A 23,255-nucleotide genomic window follows, 5' to 3' on the forward strand; every position below is an offset into this window, starting at 1 on the left:
TTTTCTTCGACCTTTTGCAGCTACGTGAAGCAGGCTGATCATTTAGGAAGTCTTTGATGTCACTCAATCCCCACACCCTTGAAGACCTGCCCTCGCTGGTTGAATCTGTCGAGCTCGAATGCAAGCTCGCTCAGGGGCAGGATGGGAAGGGAGAGTTGCCTAAGGATTTCTGGTTAACCTACTCCGCTTTTGCTAACACTCAGGGTGGGGTAGTACTGCTTGGCGTGCGCGAGAAGGATGGGCAGTTCAGCGTTGCAGGCCTATCAAATATCGAGAAAGTACGTACTGACCTGTTCAATACCCTCAACAATCCGGCCAAGGTCAGTGTCAATCTGCTGACTGACCGGGAGGTGGTCGTCAGAGAGTTGGAGGGCAAGCAGGTACTTGAAGTGAAAATCCCGGCGGCTTCGCGTAAGCAGAAGCCGGTATTTCTCAATGGTCAGCCGCTAGGTAACACTTATCGTCGATTACATGAGGGTGATCGGCGTTGCTCTGAGGAAGATGTTCGCCGCATGTTCGCAGAGCAAGTGGAGGACTGTCGGGACGAGCGGATTTTGCCAAATTACGACTTCGCAGACATCGATCCGGACAGTCTGCGTATCTACCGCCAGATGCTTAGCGACATAAAGCCAGGCCATCCAGCGCTGGAGCACCAAGGGATTGAGTTTCTTCGACAGATAGGCGGCTGGCGAAAGGACCGAGCGAACGGAGTCGAAGGGCTGACTCTGGCAGGTTTACTGATGTTCGGACGCTGGCTTTCGATCCAAGAGAGTGTGCCGCATTACTTTGTGGACTATCAGGAGCGGCCGCAGGCCAAAACAGAACTACGTTGGGTGGATAGACTCGTCCCTGATGGAACCTGGTCAGGAAATCTGTTTGATTTCTACCGGCGGGTTTATCGCAAGTTGGTTGAGGACCTAAAGGTACCGTTCGCTCTCAAAGGTGATCAGCGCCAGGATGACACACCGGTACATGAAGCTCTGCGCGAGGCTTTGGTTAATACCTTGGTCCATGCGGACTATACCGGGCGGGTTTCTGTGTTAGTCGTGAAGCGTCCTGACTTGTTTGGCTTTCGCAATCCAGGCGGCTTACGTTTACCCCTTGAGCAGGTGTTGCAAGGTGGTACCAGCGATTGCCGGAACAGGCTAATGCACCAAATGTTTCTTCTTATCGGTCTTGGCGAGCGTGGTGGTTCTGGGGTTCCAAAAATCTACAGTGGGTGGCGCAGCCAGCATTGGCGACCGCCAGCCCTTTATGAAAAGCCCGAGCCCGAGCAAACCCTTCTTGAGCTTCGCATGTTGGACTTGCTTCCTGAAGGGGTGGTGGAGCAGTTACGAGAGCGATTTGGGGTTCGTTTCGAGAGCTTGGAACATACTGCCAGGTTGATTTTGGCCACGGCCGCGATTGAGCGGGTGGTCAGCCATAATCGTCTCCTTGAGATTTGTGATACTCATGCTCATGACTTGAGCCAACTGCTTGCGCGGTTGGTACGCGAGGGATTCCTTGTGCCCGACGGGCGCTCACGGGGCATGATTTATCACCTGCCGGGTGAGCAACTGCCTACGCCGGAGCAAGTGTTCGCAGGTCCGCTACAGAGCTCCGAACATTACGCCGGCAGCTCCGAACATAACGGGGCTAGCTCCGAACATAACGCAGGTAGCTCCGAACATAAGGTCGAGCTGGATATGCAGCGAAACGATGATGGCTGCTTGTTGAGCGATCATATTGACGCGCCGCTGATCGATGCTTTGGACAGGCTTGATGCAGGGTTTCGAGAAAAGCTCGAAATACTGGCTGAGGAGCCGCGCAATCGAGAGCGCATGCAAAAGGATCGTATGCAACAGGTGATTATCACCCTATGCAAGGAGCACTATCTGACGCTCAACGTGTTGGCTAATTTGGTAAAGCGCAGTCCAGATGCCCTCCGTCAGCAGTACCTGAATGGAATGGTGAAAAGTAGGCAGATTCAGTTGGCATTTCCGTCCAAGCCGACTCATGAAAGGCAGGCGTACAAAGCGTACGTTGGTGGGCAGGACGAGGAGTAGGCTAACGGCCTACTCCCTCAAGCGGCTTTTCGCCTTGAGCCGCGTGACGTTCGTCCCGGTCTGGTTTGCAAACTCGTGTGGAGTGACATGCTCCTGCTGGTTGGCCTCTAGATACCGGCTCCACCAGTTCATGATCAGCCTGCGCTCCTCGATGAACTCTGCCTTGTGGATGTAAGCAGCTCGGACGTTATTCCGCTCCTTGTGGCTCATCTGCCTTTCAATGGCGGTCTCGGACCACAGTCCTGATTCAATCAGCGCGCTACAGGCCATTGAGCGAAAGCCATGGCCGCAGATTTCGGTTTTGGTGTCGTAGCCCATCTTTCTGAGTGCGCTGTTCACCGTGTTTTCAGACATGGGTTTCCAGGGCTTGGCATCGCCTGCAAACACCAGGTCGAATTTGCCGGTGAGGGCGTGGATCTGTTCAAGTAGGGCCACGGCTTGCGGCGATAAGGGTACAAGGTGGATGTCCCCGGCCATCTTCGTACCCCTTGTTGAAAAGGGAACGCCGTCCAGCGCAGGTCGAGTGTCCGGTATCTCCCAGGTGCCGCGCTTGAGGTCGAACTCGCTCCAGCGGGCGAAGCGCAGTTCGCTGGAGCGTACGAACACATGCAGCGAGAGCATGACCGTCAGCCGGGTAAGTGCGCGGCCTTTGTAGGTGTCGATACGTTCCTGCAATTCAGGCAGACGCGATAAGGGTAGAGCGGGGCGATGAATCACTCTCGGGGATTTGATCAAGCCTTCGAGGTCGTAGGCAGGGTTTGCGCTGATCTGCCGTGAACGCTTCGCCTCGCGCATGATGCTTTGCAGGTAGTTTTGTACCCTTAAAGCGACGTCAATCGTGCCGCGCTTCTGGATCGCTTCCAGAGGTTGCATCAGGTCATGGGTGTCCAGATCGACAATGGAGCGAGCGCCGATCAGCGGGAAGACATGGGTTTTGAGGCGGCTCAGAACGGTCTTGGCATGGCCCGGTGCCCATTTGGCAGACATCGCCTTGTGCCAGTCCAGTGCGGCGCTTTCAAAAGTTCGGCCTTTGATTGCGGCCTGCGTCTTGGCTTGGTGTTTGGTCTCTATGGGGTCGACGCCTTTCGCCAGCATCCGCTTGACCTCCAGGCGCTTGTCGCGCGCATCGGCGAGGCCGACCACGGGATAGCTGCCGAACGAGGTCAGTCCTTCGCGTCCATCAGGTTTGACATACCTGAGACGCCAGCCTTTACGGCCATTGGGTTGGACTAGAAGGTAGAGGCCGTCGCCGTCGAAAAGCTTGTAGGCGCGGCTGGTGGACTTGGCTGAGCGGCAAGCCGAATCGGAGAGTGGAGCAGTGGTGCGCGACATAAGGGTACTCCCCCTTTATCGAATTACCTTACCCCTAACATTACCCCTAAAACGGCTGGAATCCACCAGATTTTGACGTAACCCGACAGAACCCCAAAACGAAAAAACCCGCCAGAAGGCGGGTTTTTCGGGGGTTCCAGAGATTTTGAAAGCCTTCTCTGGAACCTTGTATGGTGCCGGCACCAGGAGTCGAACCCGGGACCTACTGATTACAAGTCAGTTGCTCTACCAACTGAGCTATACCGGCGTGTTGGGCGACGATTATAGCGATTGGGTTGGTTCTGTAAACCCCTGAATTCAGACTATTTTTGCGTAGACGTCAGGCCCGCCCCGCGGACGCTTCTGCGGGGCCGGCCAATGCGATTGCTTTAAAGCGTTACACGCCGTTTTTAACTGCGTTGATCAAGTCCTGACTCAGTACCTGCGCGGGCGCCACTTGCACGCTTTGGGTGTAGAACGGCGGCAGGTTCTGGGCCAGTGTCGACAAGGCTTGCGGGGTGGTATTACCCGGCAGCAACACGTATTGCAGGTTGGACGGATAGCTTTGCGGCACGGGGCCTTCCATGGTCGAGCCGTACGCGCCGAAGGTCATCACGGCCTGCGGGGTGGTGGGGTCGGGGGCGTAGAGGAAGACGAAGGTGCCGTACTTCGGATGGGTCAGGTATTGGCCGGCCTCGGCGCGCACGACGGGGTCGGGGTCGTTCATCAGGGTCCAGCGCATGACCGCATAGCTGCGGGTGGTTTCCATGAACGCTGTACGAATCGGCGACTGGTTCTCGACGCCTCCCAGGCACACCAGCAGGTTGCCGAACGGATCGATGAGGGCCACCGAGTTGAACACCGGGCTGTGCTGTGCGGTTTGTAACAGTGGTGGCGCGAGTTCTGCGCCTGGGTCACGCGGGTTCGCCGATTGCACGGTCAGCGCAAACGGGCTGAGCGCAGTCAGTGCCTGGCGGACTTTGCTGTTGGCCGGGAGGTTTGCCGGGTTTTGCAGTTGATCCGGTGGCAAACCGCTGTTGTTGCTGGCCTCGCGCACGGTGTTGACGCTGGCGGAGAAAATCGAGCTGGTGAGGAAGTAAGCCGCCGAGTCGATGGTCTGGCCAGCAAAAACCGGACTGGTCGAGCCCTGATAGGGCCGGCTGACCGGCGCCGCAATCGCGTAGTAACCCCAGGTGGCCTGCGCCTGTTGGCGGATCTGCGGCGGTAGCGACGGAAAGGTGAACTGGCTGTTGTAGTTGATGCCTGCGTAGTCATCGATCGCACTGACGGCGACGTTAAATCCTGCAGTCAGCAGCGAACCGGCGCACATGGCACACGGGTCTAGCGTGGTGACGACGGTCAACTGATTGGGCGGTGGCAGGTTCAATGGCGCGACGTTTTCGTAGTACCAGTCCACCAATTGCCGCTCGCCGTGGGCGGTCGGGTCATGAGGTAGAAAGTACGTGGTGCCGCTGCCGGGGAAAGGCATCAGCACGTTGTTATGCAGCGCGGCGATGACCTCGCCCGTTGCATTGTTGATGATGGCGCCGCCCACCGCGAAGGTTTGTTGCAGCGCAGCATCAATGGCTTGGTTGGCGACGGTATCGACGGCTTCCTGCGCACTGTTCAATGTGCTCATGATTTTCCCAGCTCCTTGCTGTTTGAACGCCAGGAAAATCTGGCGCTTGGCAAAGATAGTTGAGGTTTCGCAGGTCGTTATGCTGTTTTGCCTTAATGCTTATGCACAACGGGATCTGTACCGCACCTGCTTAAAGGCAAATTTGTGGACCCGTTCTCATTTGCTCGCAAATACCTGTTTTCCCGCTTTTTTTATAGGTGTACGAAAATTGAACAGTTGTGTTTCTAGCCCGAAACAGCCGTATATATTGGATCCACGATAATTTCATCAACAGAGTTATCCACAGGTTGAGGCGTTTTAAGGGCGCTCAGCGAGGATCAGGAAATTACGCGGGGTGAGCGTGCTTTCGCAGAAGGTGCCGAGGCGAACCGCATACCCTTGCTCGGAGAGGAAAAGGGCTCGATCAAGTACCAGCCACAGCTCCAGCGGGCGTCGGAAAAGTCCGCGCACTAGCTCCAAATTGCGTACTTCAGCCAGTCGCTGCCAACCGGTAGCTTCGAGCGCTGGCCAATCTTGCGGTCCCGTTGTGGATAACTCCTTGAGCGCGGCCAAATGATGGCAGTAATCGGCAAAGGATTTATCCAGCCAGGCACTGGGGAGGGAAGGGGTGGGCAGGTACTCGTCAACGCCGCGCAGTTGCCGTTGTAGCAGGTCGAAGGCCAGGCGCCGGGCCATGGAGGTGTCACGCTGACGTCGGACGCGAGCGCCGGCAGTGACGGTTTCGTTCATCGGCAGCGAGAGATCTTCGAGCGATAGTTGTAGGTCGGATCGCATGCCCGCAGAGGAAAGCGTCTGATACTCGCTCACGCTGATCCGGTTGTAGCAGCAAGGGGCGATGGCCAGCTGCTTGCAGCCGGTGGCGCTCGCGAGTTGCATCAGCCGCACATGAAGATCACCGCAGGCGTGCAGCGCTACTGGCGTGTGGTCAGCCTTCAATAAAGAGGCCGCCCCCGGCGCGAGCACGTCTTGCTCGACGTGAAGCGCATGCAATTGATGACGCTGACTGAGTGCCTGGCCATTGGCGACCAGCGCCGGGTCATATTCCAGGCAAGTGAGCTGCTGACCGGTTTGTAACAGGCGTCGCCCCAAGTGGCCCTTGCCTGAACACCAATCCAGCCAATGTTTCGGCGACTCAGAAAATTCCAGCCGACTGGCAAACGCCTCGATTTGCTGCCACTTGCGCCCCGGCACATCGACGTTCAGCCGATGGCCAGCGGCTTCGAGTGCATGAGGCGGCAATTCACCTACAGCGCTCAGCTCAAGGGAAAACGCCGCCAGTGAAGCGAATGGCTCCGGCGCCTCCAGAAGAGCGGGTTGGTTATGAGCATTTTCCGCATCGTCCAATGACCTGCCGCGTAGCCATACAGACAACTCGGGGTAGGACGCTTCCCACGGAAGCCGCAGATGAGTAAACGGACGAGGCTTCCATAACGCCTGATGCTCGATCAGAAAAGCATCCAGCGCCGTGAAGCGGGCGAGTAGGGCCTCGCCCGTCAGCACGTGGGAATCAACGCCCTTGGCAGGCATCGACGCGCAGCCAGCGCTCCAGCAGCTTGAAGCCGCGAACCAGCACGTAGGCCATCAACAGATAGAACATGCCCGCGGCGAAGAAGATTTCAATCGGCAGGTAGGTCCGGGCAATGATGGTGCGAGCCATGCCGGTCAGTTCCAGCAAGGTCACGGTGCTGGCCAGGGCGCTGGCCTTGAGCATCAGGATGACTTCGTTGCTGTAGGCCGGAAGGCCGATTCGCGCGGCACGGGGCAGGATGATGTAGACCAGCGCCTTGGCCCGGGACATGCCCAAGGCTCGCGCCGCTTCGATCTCGCCCGGCGGAATCGCCTGGATCGCACCGCGCAGGATTTCGGCGATGTAGGCCGCGGTGTGCAAGGTCATGGTCGCCGTGGCGCACCAGAACGGATCGCGCAGGTATGGCCACATCGAGCTGTTACGGATCGCGTCGAACTGCGCCAGGCCGTAGTAGACCAGGAACAGCTGAACCAGCAACGGCGTACCACGGAAAAAGAAGATGTAGCCGTAGGGAATTGCCCGCACGTACCAGAGTCGCGACGAGCGCGCGATGCCCAGCGGAATTGCCAGTAGCAAACCGGCGATCACGGCGATGGCCACCAGTTCCAGGGTCAGTGTCGCGCCCTGAGCCAGTTTCGGCAGCCACTTGATGATGACTTCCCAGTTCATTGGGTGCTCCTCGCGAAGCCGCGAGCGGCGCGTTTTTCCATGAAGTACATGCCGGACATGGCGAGAACCGTCAGGCCCAGGTACATGAACGCGGCCACCATATAGAAGGTGAACGGCTGCTTGGACACGGTCACGCCGATTTGCGCGTGACGCATGATTTCTTCCAGGCCGATGACCGATACCAGCGCGGTGTCTTTCATCAGGATCATGAACAGGTTGCCCAAACCGGGCAGGGCGATGCGCCACATCTGCGGCATGATCAGTTTGGTGAAGATACGGAATTTCGACAGGCCCAACGCCACACCCGCTTCGCGGTGACCTTTGGGGATGGCCAAAATTGCACCACGAAATACTTCCGTGGCGTACGCGCCGAAGCACAGCCCCAGTGCAATCACGCCAGCGGCGAAGGCATTGAGTTCGAGGTCGGGGTTGCCGAAGAACTCGCCCAGGGCACGCATCAGGTTGACCGTGCCGAAGTAGATCAACAGCACCCAGAGCAATTCGGGGATGCCGCGAACCAGGGTTGAATAAGTGCCGCCAAGCCATTGCAGCGGCTTGTACGGGGAAGTCTTGGCCAAGGCGCCGAGCAGACCGAGCACCAGCCCCAGGCACAAGGCCGAGAGTGCCAGTTTCACAGTCATCAGCGCGCCAGCGGCGAGCGCCGGGCCGAATCCGTAGAGATCGATAGTCATGGATTTCTTTTCAAATCACGCAGGCAATACCAAGGACTGGCGCCGTCAAATAACGGCACCGGCCCGGCAGGTCAGAATCAATAGATGCTGAACGGGAAGTACTTGTCGTTGATCTTTTTATAGGTGCCGTCAGCGACGATTTCTTTCAGTGCGGCGTTCAGCTTCGTACGAATCTCATCGCCTTTACGTACAGCGATACCGATCTTGTCGCTTTCTTCCACCGGGTCGCCTTTGAACTCATAAGCACGGCCGGCGTCGCTTTTCAGCCACTCGTAGTTGACGTACTTGTCCGCCAGGATGCCGTCCAGACGACCGGAGGTCAGGTCGAGGTAGGCGTTTTCCTGGGTGTCGTAGAGTTTGATTTCAACGCCTTCCATGTTGTCTTCCAGCCAGGTGCCAGCGAGGGTCGCACGTTGTGCACCGATCACTTTGCCTTGCAGGGAATCCTTGTCGGTTTTGAAATCGACGTTTTTCGGTGCGATGAATTGCAGCTTGTTGGAGTAGTACGGGTCGGTGAAGTCCACCGCTTGCTTGCGCTCGTCGGTGATCGACATCGAGGAGATCAGGAAGTCGAACTTCTTGGCGTTCAGGGCCGGAATGATGCCGTCCCAGTCGGACGTAACCACGGTGCATTCGACTTTCATCTTGGCGCACAGGGCGTCGCCGATTTCTTTGTCGAAGCCGACGACATTGCCACTGGCATCTTTGTTGTTGAACGGTGGGTAGGCCGCTTCGATGCCCATCTTCAAGGTCTCGGCGGCGGCACCGGCGCTGAAGGCCAGGGTGACGGCAGCAGCCAGGAAGATTTTTTTGTAGTTCTGCATGCGGGTAGCTCCGTTAGCGGTTGCTGGACATGAATTGTTTGCAGCGCGCCGAAAGCGGGTTTTCGAACACCTGCTGTGGCGATCCTTGCTCTTCTACCAGGCCCTGGTGGAGGAGCACCACCTCGCTGGAGACCTGACGGGCAAAGCCCATTTCATGGGTGACCAACAGCATGGTGCGGCCTTCTTCGGCCAATGCGCGGATGACATTAAGTACTTCCTGGACCATTTCCGGGTCAAGGGCGGAGGTGGGTTCGTCGAACAGGATCACCTTCGGCTGCATCGCCAACGTGCGGGCAATGGCCGCGCGTTGTTGCTGGCCGCCGGAGAGTTGCGCCGGGTAGGCGTGGCGTTTGTCAGCGATGCCGACCTTGGCCAGCAAGGCTTCGGCGACTTCGATGGCCTCGGCCTTGCTCTGACCGAGTACGCGGCGCGGCGCTTCGATGATGTTGTCGAGCACGCTCATGTGCGGCCAGAGATTAAAGTTTTGAAATACAAAACCGATCTCGCTGCGCAGGCGATTGATCTGCTTGCCATCGGCAGCAACCAATTCGCCGTTCTTGGCGGCTTTGAGCTTGAGTTCTTCGCCAGCCACCAGGATTTGTCCCTGATGCGGGTTTTCCAACAGGTTGATGCAACGAAGGAAGGTGGACTTGCCGGAACCGGAAGAACCCAGGATCGAGATCACGTCGCCGTCGCGGGCGGTCAGCGAGATGCCTTTGAGCACCTCAAGCTGTCCGTAGCGTTTGTGCAAGTTGCGGATTTCAAGCGCGGGCGTGGCCTCAGCCATGTGCGTTCCTCATAAGTATTTCGCTCCTGCTATTGGCGGCCTTCCTGGCGAGGCGGCCAAGCTAGCATAGCGTCTGAATGGCAGCCAACAGCGCTACGGGCGGTAAACGGGTGGTCTGTGGCAGGTTGTCGCATCGGTACAGCAGACTGTCGCGCTGCTATCAACCGAACAGCCGTTTGAACCCTGCCTGTCGATAAAAAGGCTGGGGCTGTTCCAAAAAAGGGCGCGATGTTGCCAGCTTTGCCGGGGGGTTGGAAGCGCTAACCGGCCAAACGTTCCTGAACCGCACTTTTATTGTGCGTCGCTATATTTTTGGGTGTGTTTCTGGTGCGCTGTTTTGTTCTTAAAGTGGGTCGCAGGGTAACGCTCTGGCGAATTGCCATTAATCTCAATGACTTGCGATGACTGCCCGGTCTGGCGGAGAGCCCCATGCTTGGGCGTTCTGTAACATTTTGGCGCAATTATTGCGTGCAGAATACGGAACGCCCCGTTGGTTTCTTTTTACGAGAAGGAACGCCACGCCGGGTGAACGTCATCGCTTTTCCTTACAAAGGTAGTTTCAATGAGCAGTACCCCAAGCTCCAATGGCCTCGAACAGGGGCTCAAACCGCGTCATGTGACCATGCTGTCGATCGCCGGGGTTATCGGTGCCGGCCTGTTCGTCGGCTCCGGCCACGCCATCGCTGCTGCAGGCCCGGCCGTGCTGTTGGCCTACGCTGCCGCCGGTATGCTGGTGGTGCTGGTGATGCGCATGCTCGGCGAAATGGCCGTGGCCTCGCCGGACACAGGCTCCTTCTCGACGTACGCCGATCGCGCGATCGGTCACTGGGCCGGTTTCACCATCGGCTGGCTCTATTGGTGGTTCTGGGTGTTGGTGATTCCGCTGGAAGCCAACGCCGCCGCGACCATCCTGCACGCTTGGTTCCCGAATGTGGCGATCTGGGCCTTCACCTTGATCATCACCTTGCTGCTGACGGTGACGAACCTGTTCAGCGTGAAGAACTACGGTGAATTCGAATTCTGGTTCGCCCTGGTCAAAGTCGTGGCGATCATCGGTTTCATCGGCCTCGGCATTCTGGCGATCTTCGGCTTCCTGCCGACCAGCCAGGTCAGCGGCGTTTCGCACCTGTTTGACACCCAGGGCTTCCTGCCAAACGGCATGGGCGCCGTGTTGGGCGCGATCCTGACCACCATGTTTTCCTTCATGGGCACCGAGATCGTGACCATCGCGGCCGCGGAATCGAAGAACCCTGGCCAGCAAATCTCCAAGGCCACCAACTCGGTGATCTGGCGGATTGGCTTGTTCTACCTCGTGTCGATCTTCATTGTTGTGGCCCTGGTGCCATGGAACGACCCGGTACTGGCAGCCGTCGGCTCCTACCAGACTGTGCTTGAGCGCATGGGCATCCCGAATGCCAAGCTGATCGTCGACATCGTGGTGCTGGTTGCTGTGACCAGCTGCCTGAACTCGGCGCTGTACACCGCCTCGCGCATGATGTTCTCTCTGGGCAAGCGCGGTGATGCACCGGCCGTTTCCCAGCGCACCAACAACAGCGGCACGCCGTACTGGGCCGTCATGTTGTCGACCGGTGCTGCGTTCATCGCGGTTTTCGCCAACTACGTGGCCCCGGCCGCCGTGTTCGAATTCCTGCTGGCCAGCTCCGGCGCTATCGCGCTGCTGGTGTACCTGGTGATCGCCATCTCGCAATTGCGTATGCGCAAGCAGCGCATGGCACGCGGTGAAAAAATCGCCTTCAGCATGTGGCTGTTCCCGGCCCTGACCTACGCGGTGATCATCTTCATCGTTGCGGCCCTGACCATCATGCTGTTCCAGGAAGCGCATCGCGTGGAGATCCTCGCGACCGGTCTGCTGAGTTTGCTGGTGGTGGCTGCCGGCTTGTTTGTGGCTCGTCGTCGCAAGCTGCAGAAGATGGGGGCGGTGGTGCTGAACTGATTCGCACCGCATAACGCAAAACGGCCGCTGTCAGTAATGACAAGCGGCCGTTTTTGTTTCTGAGGCGAGTGTTTACTCAGCCTTTTCTTCCTGAGCATCCAGCGACTCGCGATAGCTGTCGAGCGCCGTGCCGAAGTCAGTGATGAACTGCGGATCCGTCAGCCAGGCCTGGGCGGTGTCGCGGTCCATGCCGTCGGCCCACATGCGGTAATCGATCAGCATGTCGGCGGCCAGGTGAGTGGCGGCCATGGCTTCGTTGTCGGCGTTTTCCATGTCCAGCAGTTCTGGATGGTCGCTGATGATTCCGGCGAGGTTCGACAGCAAGGTCAGCAGCATGTCGTTGCGGCTGGTGGCTTCTGCGTCGTGCATTTTGCTGAACATCGCCAGGGTGTGTTCCGGGATCGGCTCGCCGATTTCGCCCAGGTCATCGTCCAGTGCGGCGGGTTTTCTGCCGTGGATATTGATTTGTTTGGCTTTGATCTTGGCGCGTTTGGCGCGTTTCTGTTGCTTGTTCAGGGAGGCCATTAAATTCCGTTCGCTTTCGGTTGTGTTTGGGCCGCGATGGCGTCGGACGCCGCCACGTAGTCAGCCTGGAAGGCCGGGGATTCGATCCACGCCAGTGCGCCGGCTTCGTCCACTTCGGTGGACCATTGGCGGTATTCGATCAGCGCGGCGACGATAAAGTCTGTCGCTGTTTCTTCGCCTTCCTGCTCCAGCACCAGCGCGAGCAGCGGGTGTTCAAGGAAGACCTTGCACATGGCTTGCTGGCTGATCTTTTGTGCGTCGATCATTTCTTTGAACAGGTCGGTCAGGTCCACCGATTCGAAGTCGATGCGGTCGTCGTTCGGGTCCAGCTCGACCGGCGCGGCAGCCCGTTGGGTGCGGTTCTGCTTGGCCTTGGCTTTGGCGCGAGTGGCGCGTTTGTTCTGCTTGTTGGCGGATGCCATGGGCGTCGTTCCGTATTCCGTTGAGTGGGCGCATCAGTCAGTTGCGTGGCACGAGCCGCCCTGGTGTGTCGGGGGCCAGTTTGCCGGTCTGCAGCCAGGACAATGCAATGGGCCATAGTGTGGCTTGGTATGGGCTACGAAAAAAGGCGAAATGTCCGACTTCTTGTTCGCCGATGTCTTCGGGGGCGATTCGCAGGTGGGCGTTCGTGCTGTTGGTGAAGTAACCCAGCAGCCGTTCGATGGCTGGAATCGTGCCGTAAGGATCGTCGCTGATGCTGATGGCCAGGGTGTGTGCGGTGACGGATGAGAAGGGCAGTCGTCCGGACTTTGCGTGAAGGACGCGACCGCTGGGGCGTTTCTCGTAGTGCGCGGTGGGCATGCTCCAGTCGCGAACCACGCCGGCGGGCGTGTCCTCTAGCCAGCCGAGACGTTTGCCGGGGAAGTAGCCGCAAAGCAATGTCATCAATGGCATCACCAGATGCCACTTGCCGAACATCCGCCAGCGATGGGCGGGCGCGTAATCGCGCCAGTAAGCGAATTGCGCACCGACGGTCAGCAGACGTCGAATCAAATGCCCGGAAGCTCCCAGGCCCGCGGCACAGCCTCCAAAGCTGTGGCCTACAACATCGATGGGTTGCCCGGGGAATTCACGCTGAGCGCGCTTGAGCATCGCCTCGAAGTCCAGCGCGCCCCAATCTGACCATGAAGCCCGAAGCCCTTTCAGCGAGGCGGGGCGCGATTCGCCGATGCCACGGTAGTCGTAAGTGATCACGTCGAAGCCGTTGGCGAACAGGTAATCGGCGAAGCGCGAGTAATGGCGGCAGCGGACGGAGGTGGCGGCGTTGATGATGACGACCGGGCGGGTAGCGTCCTGGCGGGGGTGCCTCCAGGTAAAACCGCCGAGGCTGTAGCCGTCTGCGGCGAGCTCCTTGAACGGTTCGCCTGCCGTAGATGTGCGTGGTGGCAACTCGGTTTGAGTGGGTGCCAGTGAGGGCATGTCCTGCAAATTCATCGGCGTCGGACCTTTGCGGGTAGCTGCCAACGATAGTCTTCACGCAGCGTATGAACAATCCGCCCGTGCTTATCGGAGCCTCTGCTTGAGTAATCGCTCCTCAAGCACCGCCCATTCCCGATCCAGTTCTGTGCGAAGTTCCTCCTCGCTCGGCAGTACCAGTCTGTAGGTACTGGCGAACAGTTGTTCGTTGCCTTGCAGCACTGAATAGCGCACCACCGATTCATCTTTTTGCGCGCAGAGAATGAGGCCGACGGTGGGACCATCCTCCGGTCCGCGCTTGAGGTCGTCGTACATGCGCACGTACATGTCCATCTGGCCGACATCCTGATGGGTCAGTACGCCGCGCTTGAGGTCGAAGATGACGAAGCACTTGAGCAGGTAGTTGTAGAACACCAGATCGATGTAGAAGTCCTTGCTCTCGGTACTGATGCGTTGCTGGCGAGCGATGAAGGCGAAGCCTTTGCCCAGTTCGAGCAGGAAGCCCTGGAGTTGATTGATCAAGGCTTGTTCAAGTTCGCTTTCCTGGATCAAGCCCGCATTGGGCAGGCCGAGAAACTCCAGAAGCACTGGGTCGCGGATGAAATCCCGAGGGCTGGCGTTCATTTGCTCGATATGAATGGCGGCTTCCTGTTTGACGGCCGGCCGGTCGCGACTTGCCAGCAAGCGTTCGTAATAGAGGGTATTGATCTGGCGCTCGAGGGCGCGACTTGACCAGTTCTGCATCGCTGATTCGTTCATGTACCAATGGCGAGCGTGGTCGTTCTCGACTCGTAGCAATCTGCGGTAGTGGGTCCAGCTCAATTCGTGACGCAGTGCGTCACGAATTGGGAATGCTTGATAGAACAGGCGCATGTAGCGAAGGTTGGAGATGTCAAAGCCTTTGCCAAACTCTGCTGTCAGACTCTTCGCCAGCGTCGCCAGTAACTGCTTCCCATAACCCGCCCGCCGAGCCCCCTCCTGCTCGAACTCCACAATATGCCGTCCGATCTGCCAACAGGTTTGCACCTGGACGGTATCGACCGCTCGCAGCACCTTCTGACGCGCTTCACGGATCAATTCGCCAAGATTGCCGAGCAGTGAAGTGATCTGTGAATCTTGAGTGTTACCGGGTTTGAGAGGACTCATGACATTTTCCGCGGCTGAAGGAAACAGGCGGAAGAGGATGGCAAGAGAGTGATAGTCCGCGATGCCGGGCGTTGCTGGTAAATCGGAAGGAAAGGCGAGTTTGCTTTGCAGGACCGGGCCGACGACAGCGCGTGCATGAGGAATACATCACGTAGTCCGATTCGCAGTTAGCTCAAGTGCTAATCGATCTAAAACTTGAACATTCTGTAACAAATCTAAGAAGAGTAACGATTGGGTTCTGAGCAACCCGGGAGTCACCATCATGAAGAACGTCCATTCATTCATGCTGCCCATCGCCGCCGTCGGCGTACTGATGTTTCCAGTCGTGCTTAACGCCGCCAGTCTTGAACCGATTGACAGCACAGGTGTGCAAGTCCAGCAGCAACAGCAAAACGGGATTACTTACCTGTCCGGAGGGATCGGAGAGGATGAGGCTAAAGCCATTCAACATACGCAGGGCTACAACCTGCACATGACCTTTTCCACCGGGCCGAAGGATGAGTATGTGCCAGATGTGAATCTGGTCATTCAGAAAACCCCGGGGTCGCCCGTGCTGACGCTGAGTGAGGCGGGTCCGCTGGTCTACGTTCAGCTGCCACCCGGCAAGTACACCGTCGTCGCGACACGTAATGGTGAGGAGCGGCGTGATACGGCGGAGGTAGGAAGCGGTGCTGCTCGCAATCTGGTCTTCCATTGGGGTAGTGAAAACTAGCCAAAGAGAGACGACTTGCGCGAGGTCTGATCAAATCGCGAGCATAAAAAAACCCTGAATCTTGCGATTCAGGGTTTTCGGTATTTGGTGCCCAGAGACGGAATCGAACCGCCGACACGGGGATTTTCAATCCCCTGCTCTACCGACTGAGCTATCTGGGCAACGGGGCGCATTAAACTGGTTTTTCAGGGGGTCGTCAAGAAAGTTTTCAAAAAAATTTTAATTATTACCGTCGCTTACGTTCCGACCCTCGAAAAAGCGGGATTATTCAGCCGGCGGAACGTAGCCGTCAGCCTTGGCGTATTCCTCGCCGGAAAAGAACTTGTCCATCTCGCCCTGAAGATATTTGCGGTCTTCGGCGTTCATCATGTTCAGGCGTTTTTCGTTGATCAGCAGGGTCTGGTGCTTTTGCCAGTCTGCCCAGGCTTTGGCCGAGACGTGGTCAAAAATGTCCTGACCTTTTGCGCCAGGAAATGGAGCACGCTCCAGGGCGGGCAATTCTTCTTTGTACTTGCGGCACATGATGGTGCGGGTCATGACGACTCTCCTGCGTTCAATACGGCGGCCGCGCGTTCGAGCAAGGTTTTGACCGGGGCGGCAAGGCCCAGGCGCGGCGGGGTGGCGAGGTTATACCAGAGCCAGTCGGCCTCGGCCACGTGATGGCCGGCCTCCTGGACCTGAACCAGCCAGGGTTCGATGGACAACTGGAAATGACTGAAGGTATGGACCAGGCTCGGCAGCGCCTGTTGACTGCCAAGTTCCAGCGAATGCTGCGAAGCCAGATGTTGCAGGTCGTCGAGGTCATCGAGTTCCGGCAGGCTCCATAGACCGCCCCACAAGCCCGTGGAAGGGCGACGGTAAAGCAGAATCGCGCCGTCACCGTTGGCGAGCATCGGCATCAGCGTACGCTTCTGTGGCACTGCTTTACGCGGTTTGGGGATCGGGTAGCGCGTTTCCAGGCCGAGCATGTGCGCTTCGCAGCCCTTTTCCAGCGGGCAGAGCAGGCAGCTTGGTTTGCTGCGGGTACAGAGCGTGGCGCCCAGATCCATCATCGCCTGGGTGTAGGCGTTGACCCGATCATGCGGCGTGAAGCGCTCAGCGTTGGCCCACAGCTGTTTGGCGACCTTGGGCTCGCCCGGATAGCCCTCTTGCGCGGTAAAGCGCGCCAGCACCCGTTTGACGTTGCCGTCGAGGATCGGCGCCCGCAGGCCCATGCTCAGGCTGGCGATAGCACCTGCCGTAGACAGGCCGATGCCTGGCAGATCAACCAGCTTTTCCACATCCCGCGGAAACTCGCCGCCGTACTCGGCGACGACAATCTTCGCGGTCTTCTGCAAATTGCGCGCACGGGTGTAGTAACCGAGGCCGGTCCACAAGTGCAGGACTTCGTCTTCCGGCGCAGCGGCCAGGGCTTCGACCGTCGGCAACGAGGCCATGAAGCGGTCGAAGTAGTTCAGCACCGTGCTGACCTGGGTCTGCTGCAGCATGATTTCCGAGACCCACACCCGATACGGGGTGATGCCTTGTTGCCAGGGCAAGTCGTGGCGGCCGTGGCGGTCGTACCAGTCCAGCACCGCCGATGAAAACTGCTCGGCTCTCATCGCTTGAACAGCCCCTTCAACGCGTTTTTCAGTTCCGGGCTGACTTTGTCGCCAAGCTTCTCGTCGATTTTTTCGCTGATTTTTTCGCCGGCCAGTTTGCTCGCGACCTGGCCCATGCGTTCGTTATCGAGGCGGCAAGCCTTGGCGCCCAGTTCCAGCGGGCCACGGCAGCGCAGCGGCCACTCGATGCCGACGAACTTCTCGCCGACCTGGCAGGCCGGGTCCGGCATGTCGCTCTTGTCGCCTTCGACGATAACGCCCACGCGGTAATCCATGCCAAGCACCCGCAGATCGACGTCGCCGTCGCCGTTGACGGTCATGCCCGGGATGCGCACTTTCAGGTCCGGGTTGCTGGCCACGCCGTTACGGAAGGTCAGGTTGCCCTTGAACTCCTGGAACGGTGTGTCCTTGCCCCGTGGCTCGCCGCTGAGGGTTTTACGGTTCAGGGTGGCGATGCCTTTGCACAGCTGTTGTTCGAGGTTGGCATTGAGCAACACGCCGTTGTTGATGATGAAACTGGCATTGCCGTTGAGGGTTTCGATCAGCGCTTTCTGGCTGTTGCCGCTGCCGGTCAGGTTGCTGTTGAATGTCACCAGGCCATTGACCGGCGGATTTTTACCCTGGCTTTCGAGGATTTTTTCCACGGGTACTTTGCTGATGCTCGTCTGTATGTTCAGCGCTGGCACCTGTTGGCGCACGTCGAGCGTACCTTTGGCGTCGAAGTTGCCGTCGTACAGGTCGCCGCGAAGGCTTTCCAGAGTCAGCAGACCGCCCTGGCCCGAGGCCTTGAGCGCAGCGTTCTGGATCGGCAATTTATCGAGGGTCAACTGACCGAAGGTGAGGTCGGCGTCTACGTCGAGTTTGCTCAGGCGTTCCACCGGCAGCAGGCGCTCGTTGCTCCACGCGTCTTTGGTCGGTGCTGGCGGCAGCGGGGTGTTGCCCGGGCCAGCCATGGCTTCGGCCTCGGTGTTGGCCACTTCGGCCTTACGCACCTGCGTCGCGCTGTTGGCTTCGGCGGATTTTGGTGGCAGATAACGGTCGACGTTGAAGGTGTCGGCCTTGAGGTTCGCCCGCAGCGATTGTTTGGCGAAGTCCTCGACGGCGATGCGGCCGCTGAAGGTGCTGTCGTCGACTTTGAGGTTGATGTCGTCCAGGATCACGCTGGTCGGCGTGCCGGCAAGGCGGCTGACCAGTTCGACTTTGCTCAGGCTGCCTTCAGCCATCGCCGGAAGCTGCTGACCAATGCTGTCGACGAATTTCGCCAGATCGAACTGGGCGATCGACAGGCCGCCACTGATTTGCGGGGTTTTGTCGAGGTCGTTGACCTTCAGTTCACCCAATGCGCGCAGTTGGTTGGCAGAGATCTTGATGCCGGTCCATTCGGCGACGTTCGCCGCTTTATCCAGCAGCAACTGGCCCTGGGCGGCGAAGGTCATGGTTTTGCCTTGCAGCGGATCGCCAGCCACTTCCCCAGAGAGTTTCATGTCTTCGAATTTGTAGCGCTGCAGTGCGCGCTCGAAACGCAGCTCGCCGTTGAGCTCGGTACGGACACGCAAGACCGGCTGGTTGGTGCCCAGGAACGCAGTGAGTTTGACCGGGATGTTCGTGGAGTCATGCACCGGGCCGGTACTCAGCTGGATGCTTTCGGCGCTGAATTGCTTGCCGGTTTTTTCGTCGCTGTATTCAACGCGGGCGTTGTTGACGGTCAGGCTGTCGATGTCCAGGCGAATCGGCTGGGCCGGTTTTTCCGCTTGGGTGGTGGTCTCGATCGCGGGTTCGCCAGTGGTCGCGGGCGGTGTGGCCGGGGTAGCCGGCGCCGGTACCTTGCCGATGTCTTGCCAGTTGCCGTGGCCGTCCTTGTCGCGGGTCAGGCGCAGGTTCAGGCCTTCGACGCGCACATCGCTCATTTGCACTTCACGGCGCAGCAGCGGCAGCACACGGACCGACAAGCCGAGCATCTGCAAATCAGCGAACGGCTCGGTGGGCTTGGCCAGGGTCGCGACCGTGGCTTCGTGCAATTCCAGGCCCAGCCACGGGAACAGGCTCCAGCCGATATCGCCATTGAGCGTCAGCTCGATGTGGGCCTTGTCGCGGGCTATCTGGCGAATCTCGTCTTTATAGTCATTGGGATCAAAGAGGTGGGTCAGGGCAAAGCCCAGCGCCACAATGATCAGCAATAGCCCGAGAAGTACCAGACCCAGGATTTTGCCGAACGCTTTCATGGGCGAGTCCTTGTAGTTAGTCGAATTCGAAATTTAGCCGGGGAGTATAGCGCTCCGCAGCGGACGACCGGTCAGCGATCACCTCGGCAACACATCCAGCGGTATTTTCAGTTTGGCCGCCAGCGCTTGTGCCTCCAGATGCCCGGCAGGCGCCAACAGGCGCAATGTCGCACCCGCTTGCGACGCCATTTTCTGCGCTTCATTCACCAGTCGCTCGGCCACGCCACGACGACGGGTAATTTTTCGTACGCATAGTTGGGACAGGTGCCAGACATCCGAGTGCCGTTGCAGGCGTGCCGCGCCCAAAAGCCGATCGTTGAAGCGGCCGGCGATCAGCGAACCGTCCAGCAGGCAGCCTTCGATCAACTGCAATTCCCCGGCAAACGGGGCAAACAGCCAGTCCGGAGCATCGCGGTAGATCTTCTGCAGATCTTGCTGATCTTGATAAGTGGCTTCGTTTAGCGGCTCGACAATGATCGGCATGAGGGCTCCTTCAGTGGTACGAGAACTGATGACATACAAAAGGTGATATCACTTTGGTTTTTCTGTCACGTACAGATGGTAACCTTTGCTGGTTCGTCCGTCCTTCTGCGACGCGATGTCGCACCAAAATGGAGCTTCACCTCAAAAACAGTCATGCGTGCGCATAAAGGCTGGGGGTGAGGAGCGCTGACGAACCATTCTAATAATTGGGGGATACACCATGACCACGAGCATCACGGCGGACGGCCTCAAAGCCGACCAGCCCGCGTTCCTGTCCAAGGAACGCATCATCGCCAAGCCCGGTTTCAACCGCTGGCTGGTACCACCGGCCGCCTTGGCCATTCACCTTTGCATCGGCATGGCTTACGGCTTTTCGGTGTTCTGGTTGCCACTGTCCAAAGCCCTGGGCGTGACCAAGGCCGTGGCCTGCGCGCCGGACATGAGCTTCATCTCGCAGGTCTTCTCGTCCCAATGTGACTGGCCGATCTCGATGCTCGGCTGGATCTACACCCTGTTCTTCATCTTCCTCGGTTGCTCGGCAGCCATCTGGGGCGGCTGGCTGGAACACGCCGGGCCACGCAAGGCTGGCGTTGTATCGGCCCTGTGCTGGTGTGGCGGTCTGCTGATTTCAGCGCTGGGGGTCTATACCCACCAGATATGGCTGATGTGGATCGGCTCCGGGGTCATTGGCGGTATCGGCCTGGGCCTGGGTTACATCTCGCCCGTATCGACTCTGATCAAGTGGTTCCCGGACAAGCGCGGCATGGCGACCGGCATGGCGATCATGGGTTTCGGTGGTGGCGCGATGGTGGGTGCTCCGCTGGCCGCAGCCTTGATGGGCCACTTCGCTTCGCCAACCAGCGTCGGCGTATGGCAGAGCTTCCTGGTGATGGCCGCGATCTACTTCGTGTTCATGATCGGTGGCGCACTGTCTTACCGCGTTCCGCCAACCGGCTGGAAGCCTGAAGGCTGGACCGCTCCGGCGAAGAAAGCTTCCAACGCGATGATCACCCACCGTCACGTCCACGTGAATGTGGCGTGGAAAACCCCGCAATTCCGTCTGGTGTGGCTGGTGCTGTGCCTGAACGTTTCGGCGGGTATCGGCATTCTCGGCATGGCTTCTCCGCTGTTGCAGGAAGTGTTCGCTGGCACGTTGTTGGGTAACGGCCTGACATTCGGTCAACTGGACGCTTCGCAATTGGCCTCGATCGCGGCGATTGCTGCCGGTTTCACCGGTTTGCTGAGCCTGTTCAACATCGGTGGCCGCTTCTTCTGGGCCTCGTTCTCGGACTACCTGGGCCGCAAAAATACCTATTTCGTGTTCTTCGCCCTGGGTTTTGCCCTGTACGCGCTGATCCCGAACCTCGGTCACCTGGGCAACGTTGCTCTGTTCGTGGCGGCTTTTTGCATCATCCTGTCGATGTACGGCGGTGGTTTTGCGACGGTTCCTGCGTATCTCGCGGACCTGTTCGGCACGCAAATGGTCGGCGCGATCCACGGTCGTCTGCTGACGGCCTGGGCGGCGGCGGGCGTGTTGGGTCCGGTGTTGGTGAACTACCTGCGTGAGTATCAGCTGAGCATCGGCGTTGAACGCGCCGCGGCTTACGACATCACCTTGTACATCCTCGCGGGCCTGCTGGTGCTGGGGTTCATCTGCAACCTGCTGGTGCGTCCGGTGGCTGACAAGTACTTCATGACCGACGCTGAACTGGCCGCCGAACAGGCGCTGGGCCACGACAAAGGGGCTGACAGCAGCACCGTACTGGAGTGGAAAGCGGATGCGGGCACCAAGCCTTTGGCAGTGGCTGCATGGCTGGTGGTGGGTATTCCGTTGGCGTGGGGTGTTTGGGTGACTCTGCAGAAAACGGCAGTACTGTTCCACTAAGTTAAGTAAACGCATCACCCCTTGTGGGAGTGAGCCTGCTCGCGATAGCGGCCTGACAGTCGACAGAGATGTTGAATGTTAGGGCCTCATCGCGAGCAGGTCGAATCGTCGCACCGTCACTCCCACATTTGTTTTGTAGTGTATGCAAATGGCTTGTATGGACATGTCTATCCCCGACAACAGGGGATTCACTCCGTCAGTCATATCACCTCCCGTGTTTCTGTTTGGCGCCCGCGCCCCTATAATGATTGCCTTTTTTCGCCCAATGATTTTGCGGAGCTGGTGATGGCCGAACGTAAGGCGTCAGTCGAGCGCGACACTCTGGAAACCCAGATCAAAGCCTCGATCAACCTGGATGGCACCGGAAAGGCCCGATTTGATATCGGTGTTCCTTTTCTTGAGCACATGCTGGACCAGATCGCCCGTCACGGGCTGATCGACCTGGATATTGTCAGCAAGGGCGACCTGCATATCGACGACCACCACACGGTGGAAGACGTCGGTATCACCCTGGGTCAGGCCTTTGCCAAAGCCATCGGCGACAAGAAAGGCATCCGTCGCTACGGCCACGCCTACGTGCCGCTCGATGAAGCGCTGTCGCGCGTGGTGATCGACTTCTCCGGCCGCCCTGGCCTGCAGATGCACGTTCCCTACACCCGTGCCACCGTTGGCGGCTTCGACGTTGACCTGTTCCAGGAATTCTTCCAGGGCTTCGTCAACCACGCGCTCGTCAGCCTGCACATCGACAACCTGCGCGGCACCAACACTCACCACCAGATCGAAACCGTGTTCAAGGCTTTCGGCCGCGCCCTGCGCATGGCTGTGGAGCTGGATGACCGCATGGCCGGTCAGATGCCGTCGACCAAAGGCGTTCTGTAATGCAGACGGTTGCGGTTATCGATTACGGCATGGGCAACCTGCACTCGGTGGCCAAGGCCCTCGAGCACGTGGGTGCCGGCAAGGTCCTGATCACCAGCGATGCCGCTGTGATTCGCGAAGCCGACCGGGTGGTTTTTCCCGGCGTCGGCGCGATTCGCGATTGCATGGCGGAGATCCGTCGCCTGGGCTTCGATTCGCTGGTGCGCGAAGTCAGCCAGGATCGCCCGTTCCTCGGCATCTGCGTCGGCATGCAAGCCTTGCTCGACAACAGTGAAGAGAACGACGGCGTCGACTGCATCGGCCTGTTCCCGGGTCAGGTGAAGTTCTTCGGCAAGGATTTGCACGAAGATGGCGAACACCTGAAAGTCCCGCACATGGGCTGGAACGAAGTGAAGCAGACGGTCACCCATCCGCTGTGGCACAACATTCCGGACCTGGCGCGTTTCTATTTCGTGCACAGCTACTACATTGCTGCCGGCAACCCGCGGCAAGTGGTGGGTGGCGGTCATTACGGTGTCGATTTCGCTGCGGCGCTGGCCGATGGCTCGCGGTTCGCGGTGCAGTTCCACCCGGAGAAAAGCCATACCCATGGCCTGCAATTGCTGCAGAACTTCGCCGCGTGGGATGGTCGCTGGTAAATGGCTGTCAAGAAAAAGCCGCCGATCCTGACCCTCACTCCTGAACAGGAGAACGAGGCCAATCACAAGATCAAACGCTTCATGGAAGACCGCTTCGAGCTGGACCTGGGTTCGTTCGAAGCGGCTGAAATCCTTGAGCTATTTACCCGCGAAATTGCTCCGCACTATTACAACAGGGCGATTTTCGATGTGCAGACGCACCTCAAAGAGAGGTTCGAAAGCATCGAAAGCGACTTGTGGGCGCTCGAGAAAAACTGATTTTCGAGCGAAGCTGAACAATCGAATTTGAAGGTTTGCCA

General features: G+C 58.5%; 22 protein-coding genes and 2 tRNA genes. 7 read left to right on the forward strand and 17 right to left on the reverse strand.

The window, feature by feature from the left end:
• Positions 1–56: 56 nt before the first annotated feature.
• Positions 57–2,045, forward strand: coding sequence for an RNA-binding domain-containing protein (locus tag IB252_RS18485; RefSeq protein ID WP_072342827.1), 1,989 nt, complete (start codon positions 57–59; stop codon positions 2,043–2,045).
• A gap of 9 nt (positions 2,046–2,054) precedes the next feature.
• Here the strand turns inward: IB252_RS18485 and IB252_RS18490 are convergent, their stop codons facing one another.
• The 8 genes from IB252_RS18490 to IB252_RS18525 form a co-directional block, all read right to left on the reverse strand.
• Positions 2,055–3,377, reverse strand: coding sequence for a tyrosine-type recombinase/integrase (locus IB252_RS18490; protein WP_192409849.1), 1,323 nt, complete (start codon positions 3,375–3,377; stop codon positions 2,055–2,057).
• A 171-nt stretch (positions 3,378–3,548) separates the two neighbouring features.
• Positions 3,549–3,624 (reverse strand) — tRNA-Thr (locus IB252_RS18495).
• 129 nt (positions 3,625–3,753) lie between these two features.
• Positions 3,754–4,995 (reverse strand): nucleoside deaminase, encoded by a 1,242-nt coding sequence (locus IB252_RS18500; protein ID WP_192409850.1) that lies wholly within the window; start codon positions 4,993–4,995, stop codon positions 3,754–3,756.
• A 297-nt stretch (positions 4,996–5,292) separates the two neighbouring features.
• On the reverse strand, positions 5,293–6,522 hold the full coding sequence (locus IB252_RS18505) for a methyltransferase (protein ID WP_192409851.1): 1,230 nt from the start codon (positions 6,520–6,522) through the stop codon (positions 5,293–5,295).
• Positions 6,503–7,192: an ABC transporter permease gene (locus tag IB252_RS18510; RefSeq protein WP_111449440.1), complete on the reverse strand. Its 690-nt coding sequence runs from the start codon at positions 7,190–7,192 to the stop codon at positions 6,503–6,505. Before IB252_RS18510 ends, IB252_RS18505 begins: the two co-directional genes overlap by 20 nt.
• On the reverse strand, positions 7,189–7,884 hold the full coding sequence (locus IB252_RS18515) for an ABC transporter permease (protein WP_111449439.1): 696 nt from the start codon (positions 7,882–7,884) through the stop codon (positions 7,189–7,191). Before IB252_RS18515 ends, IB252_RS18510 begins: the two co-directional genes overlap by 4 nt.
• Positions 7,885–7,961: 77 nt before the next feature.
• A complete protein-coding gene (locus IB252_RS18520; protein WP_111449438.1) occupies positions 7,962–8,708 on the reverse strand; it encodes an ABC transporter substrate-binding protein in 747 nt (248 codons plus the stop codon).
• Positions 8,709–8,721: 13 nt separating this feature from the next.
• Entirely contained in the window at positions 8,722–9,495 is a 774-nt protein-coding gene (locus IB252_RS18525; RefSeq protein WP_192409852.1) for an ABC transporter ATP-binding protein, read from the reverse strand.
• Between the two features lie 562 nt (positions 9,496–10,057).
• Here IB252_RS18525 and gabP point away from each other — a divergent pair.
• Positions 10,058–11,449: a GABA permease gene (gene gabP, locus IB252_RS18530; RefSeq protein ID WP_192409853.1), complete on the forward strand. Its 1,392-nt coding sequence runs from the start codon at positions 10,058–10,060 to the stop codon at positions 11,447–11,449.
• 72 nt (positions 11,450–11,521) lie between these two features.
• Here gabP and IB252_RS18535 read toward each other — a convergent pair whose 3' ends face one another.
• The 4 genes from IB252_RS18535 to IB252_RS18550 form a co-directional block, all read right to left on the reverse strand.
• Positions 11,522–11,974 carry a hypothetical protein gene (locus IB252_RS18535; protein ID WP_192409854.1) on the reverse strand — a complete coding sequence of 151 codons (453 nt, stop codon included), beginning with the start codon at positions 11,972–11,974 and terminating at the stop codon, positions 11,522–11,524.
• Positions 11,974–12,396: a hypothetical protein gene (locus tag IB252_RS18540; protein WP_192409855.1), complete on the reverse strand. Its 423-nt coding sequence runs from the start codon at positions 12,394–12,396 to the stop codon at positions 11,974–11,976. The genes IB252_RS18535 and IB252_RS18540 overlap by 1 nt, the downstream gene beginning before the upstream one ends.
• Before the next feature lie 37 nt (positions 12,397–12,433).
• A complete protein-coding gene (locus IB252_RS18545) occupies positions 12,434–13,408 on the reverse strand; it encodes an alpha/beta fold hydrolase (RefSeq protein WP_192409856.1) in 975 nt (324 codons plus the stop codon).
• Between the two features lie 69 nt (positions 13,409–13,477).
• Positions 13,478–14,536, reverse strand: coding sequence for a PDDEXK nuclease domain-containing protein (locus IB252_RS18550; protein ID WP_111449432.1), 1,059 nt, complete (start codon positions 14,534–14,536; stop codon positions 13,478–13,480).
• 262 nt (positions 14,537–14,798) lie between these two features.
• On the opposite strand from IB252_RS18550, the gene IB252_RS18555 reads away from it, so the two are divergent.
• The gene (locus IB252_RS18555; protein WP_192409857.1) at positions 14,799–15,248 is read left to right on the forward strand and encodes a carboxypeptidase regulatory-like domain-containing protein; all 450 of its coding nucleotides are present in this window, start codon (positions 14,799–14,801) and stop codon (positions 15,246–15,248) included.
• Between the two features lie 85 nt (positions 15,249–15,333).
• On the opposite strand, the gene IB252_RS18560 is transcribed toward IB252_RS18555, so the two are convergent.
• The 5 genes from IB252_RS18560 to IB252_RS18580 form a co-directional block, all read right to left on the reverse strand.
• Positions 15,334–15,409 (reverse strand) — tRNA-Phe (locus tag IB252_RS18560).
• 103 nt (positions 15,410–15,512) lie between these two features.
• Positions 15,513–15,785 carry an oxidative damage protection protein gene (locus IB252_RS18565; protein WP_008149405.1) on the reverse strand — a complete coding sequence of 91 codons (273 nt, stop codon included), beginning with the start codon at positions 15,783–15,785 and terminating at the stop codon, positions 15,513–15,515.
• Positions 15,782–16,849, reverse strand: a complete 1,068-nt coding sequence (gene mutY, locus IB252_RS18570) for an A/G-specific adenine glycosylase (RefSeq protein WP_134101152.1) — start codon at positions 16,847–16,849, stop codon at positions 15,782–15,784. Before mutY ends, IB252_RS18565 begins: the two co-directional genes overlap by 4 nt.
• Positions 16,846–19,071, reverse strand: a complete 2,226-nt coding sequence (locus IB252_RS18575) for an AsmA family protein (RefSeq protein ID WP_192409858.1) — start codon at positions 19,069–19,071, stop codon at positions 16,846–16,848. The genes mutY and IB252_RS18575 overlap by 4 nt, the downstream gene beginning before the upstream one ends.
• 78 nt (positions 19,072–19,149) lie before the next feature.
• On the reverse strand, positions 19,150–19,554 hold the full coding sequence (locus IB252_RS18580; RefSeq protein ID WP_192409859.1) for an acetyl-CoA sensor PanZ family protein: 405 nt from the start codon (positions 19,552–19,554) through the stop codon (positions 19,150–19,152).
• Between the two features lie 220 nt (positions 19,555–19,774).
• Here IB252_RS18580 and IB252_RS18585 point away from each other — a divergent pair, with 220 nt between their 5' ends.
• The 4 genes from IB252_RS18585 to IB252_RS18600 all read left to right on the forward strand — a co-directional run bounded on the left by IB252_RS18585 (position 19,775) and on the right by IB252_RS18600 (position 23,214).
• Positions 19,775–21,439, forward strand: coding sequence for an OFA family MFS transporter (locus IB252_RS18585; RefSeq protein WP_008149415.1), 1,665 nt, complete (start codon positions 19,775–19,777; stop codon positions 21,437–21,439).
• Between the two features lie 285 nt (positions 21,440–21,724).
• Entirely contained in the window at positions 21,725–22,318 is a 594-nt protein-coding gene (gene hisB, locus IB252_RS18590) for an imidazoleglycerol-phosphate dehydratase HisB (RefSeq protein WP_003218037.1), read from the forward strand.
• The gene (gene hisH, locus IB252_RS18595; RefSeq protein ID WP_111449427.1) at positions 22,318–22,956 is read left to right on the forward strand and encodes an imidazole glycerol phosphate synthase subunit HisH; all 639 of its coding nucleotides are present in this window, start codon (positions 22,318–22,320) and stop codon (positions 22,954–22,956) included. Before hisB ends, hisH begins: the two co-directional genes overlap by 1 nt.
• Positions 22,957–23,214 (forward strand): DUF2164 domain-containing protein, encoded by a 258-nt coding sequence (locus IB252_RS18600; RefSeq protein ID WP_008024930.1) that lies wholly within the window; start codon positions 22,957–22,959, stop codon positions 23,212–23,214.
• Positions 23,215–23,255: the final 41 nt, after the last annotated feature.

This window comes from Pseudomonas sp. PDM10 (genome assembly GCF_014852295.1).
Classification (GTDB): Bacteria; Pseudomonadota; Gammaproteobacteria; order Pseudomonadales; family Pseudomonadaceae; genus Aquipseudomonas.

Bases quoted from the DNA above. Each gene is read 5' to 3' on its own strand.
- IB252_RS18540 (WP_192409855.1), bottom strand. From the start codon at position 12,396: ATGGCATCCGCCAACAAGCAGAACAAACGCGCCACTCGCGCCAAAGCC.
- IB252_RS18545 (WP_192409856.1), bottom strand. From the start codon at position 13,408: ATGAATTTGCAGGACATGCCCTCACTGGCACCCACTCAAACCGAGTTG.
- IB252_RS18520 (WP_111449438.1), bottom strand. From the start codon at position 8,708: ATGCAGAACTACAAAAAAATCTTCCTGGCTGCTGCCGTCACCCTGGCC.
- IB252_RS18550 (WP_111449432.1), bottom strand. From the start codon at position 14,536: ATGAGTCCTCTCAAACCCGGTAACACTCAAGATTCACAGATCACTTCA.
- IB252_RS18490 (WP_192409849.1), bottom strand. From the start codon at position 3,377: ATGTCGCGCACCACTGCTCCACTCTCCGATTCGGCTTGCCGCTCAGCC.
- mutY (WP_134101152.1), bottom strand. From the start codon at position 16,849: ATGAGAGCCGAGCAGTTTTCATCGGCGGTGCTGGACTGGTACGACCGC.
- IB252_RS18515 (WP_111449439.1), bottom strand. From the start codon at position 7,884: ATGACTATCGATCTCTACGGATTCGGCCCGGCGCTCGCCGCTGGCGCG.
- IB252_RS18525 (WP_192409852.1), bottom strand. From the start codon at position 9,495: ATGGCTGAGGCCACGCCCGCGCTTGAAATCCGCAACTTGCACAAACGC.
- IB252_RS18485 (WP_072342827.1), top strand. From the start codon at position 57: ATGTCACTCAATCCCCACACCCTTGAAGACCTGCCCTCGCTGGTTGAA.
- gabP (WP_192409853.1), top strand. From the start codon at position 10,058: ATGAGCAGTACCCCAAGCTCCAATGGCCTCGAACAGGGGCTCAAACCG.
- IB252_RS18565 (WP_008149405.1), bottom strand. From the start codon at position 15,785: ATGACCCGCACCATCATGTGCCGCAAGTACAAAGAAGAATTGCCCGCC.
- IB252_RS18555 (WP_192409857.1), top strand. From the start codon at position 14,799: ATGAAGAACGTCCATTCATTCATGCTGCCCATCGCCGCCGTCGGCGTA.
- IB252_RS18585 (WP_008149415.1), top strand. From the start codon at position 19,775: ATGACCACGAGCATCACGGCGGACGGCCTCAAAGCCGACCAGCCCGCG.
- IB252_RS18505 (WP_192409851.1), bottom strand. From the start codon at position 6,522: ATGCCTGCCAAGGGCGTTGATTCCCACGTGCTGACGGGCGAGGCCCTA.
- IB252_RS18575 (WP_192409858.1), bottom strand. From the start codon at position 19,071: ATGAAAGCGTTCGGCAAAATCCTGGGTCTGGTACTTCTCGGGCTATTG.
- IB252_RS18500 (WP_192409850.1), bottom strand. From the start codon at position 4,995: ATGAGCACATTGAACAGTGCGCAGGAAGCCGTCGATACCGTCGCCAAC.
- hisB (WP_003218037.1), top strand. From the start codon at position 21,725: ATGGCCGAACGTAAGGCGTCAGTCGAGCGCGACACTCTGGAAACCCAG.
- IB252_RS18510 (WP_111449440.1), bottom strand. From the start codon at position 7,192: ATGAACTGGGAAGTCATCATCAAGTGGCTGCCGAAACTGGCTCAGGGC.
- IB252_RS18600 (WP_008024930.1), top strand. From the start codon at position 22,957: ATGGCTGTCAAGAAAAAGCCGCCGATCCTGACCCTCACTCCTGAACAG.
- IB252_RS18580 (WP_192409859.1), bottom strand. From the start codon at position 19,554: ATGCCGATCATTGTCGAGCCGCTAAACGAAGCCACTTATCAAGATCAG.
- hisH (WP_111449427.1), top strand. From the start codon at position 22,318: ATGCAGACGGTTGCGGTTATCGATTACGGCATGGGCAACCTGCACTCG.
- IB252_RS18535 (WP_192409854.1), bottom strand. From the start codon at position 11,974: ATGGCCTCCCTGAACAAGCAACAGAAACGCGCCAAACGCGCCAAGATC.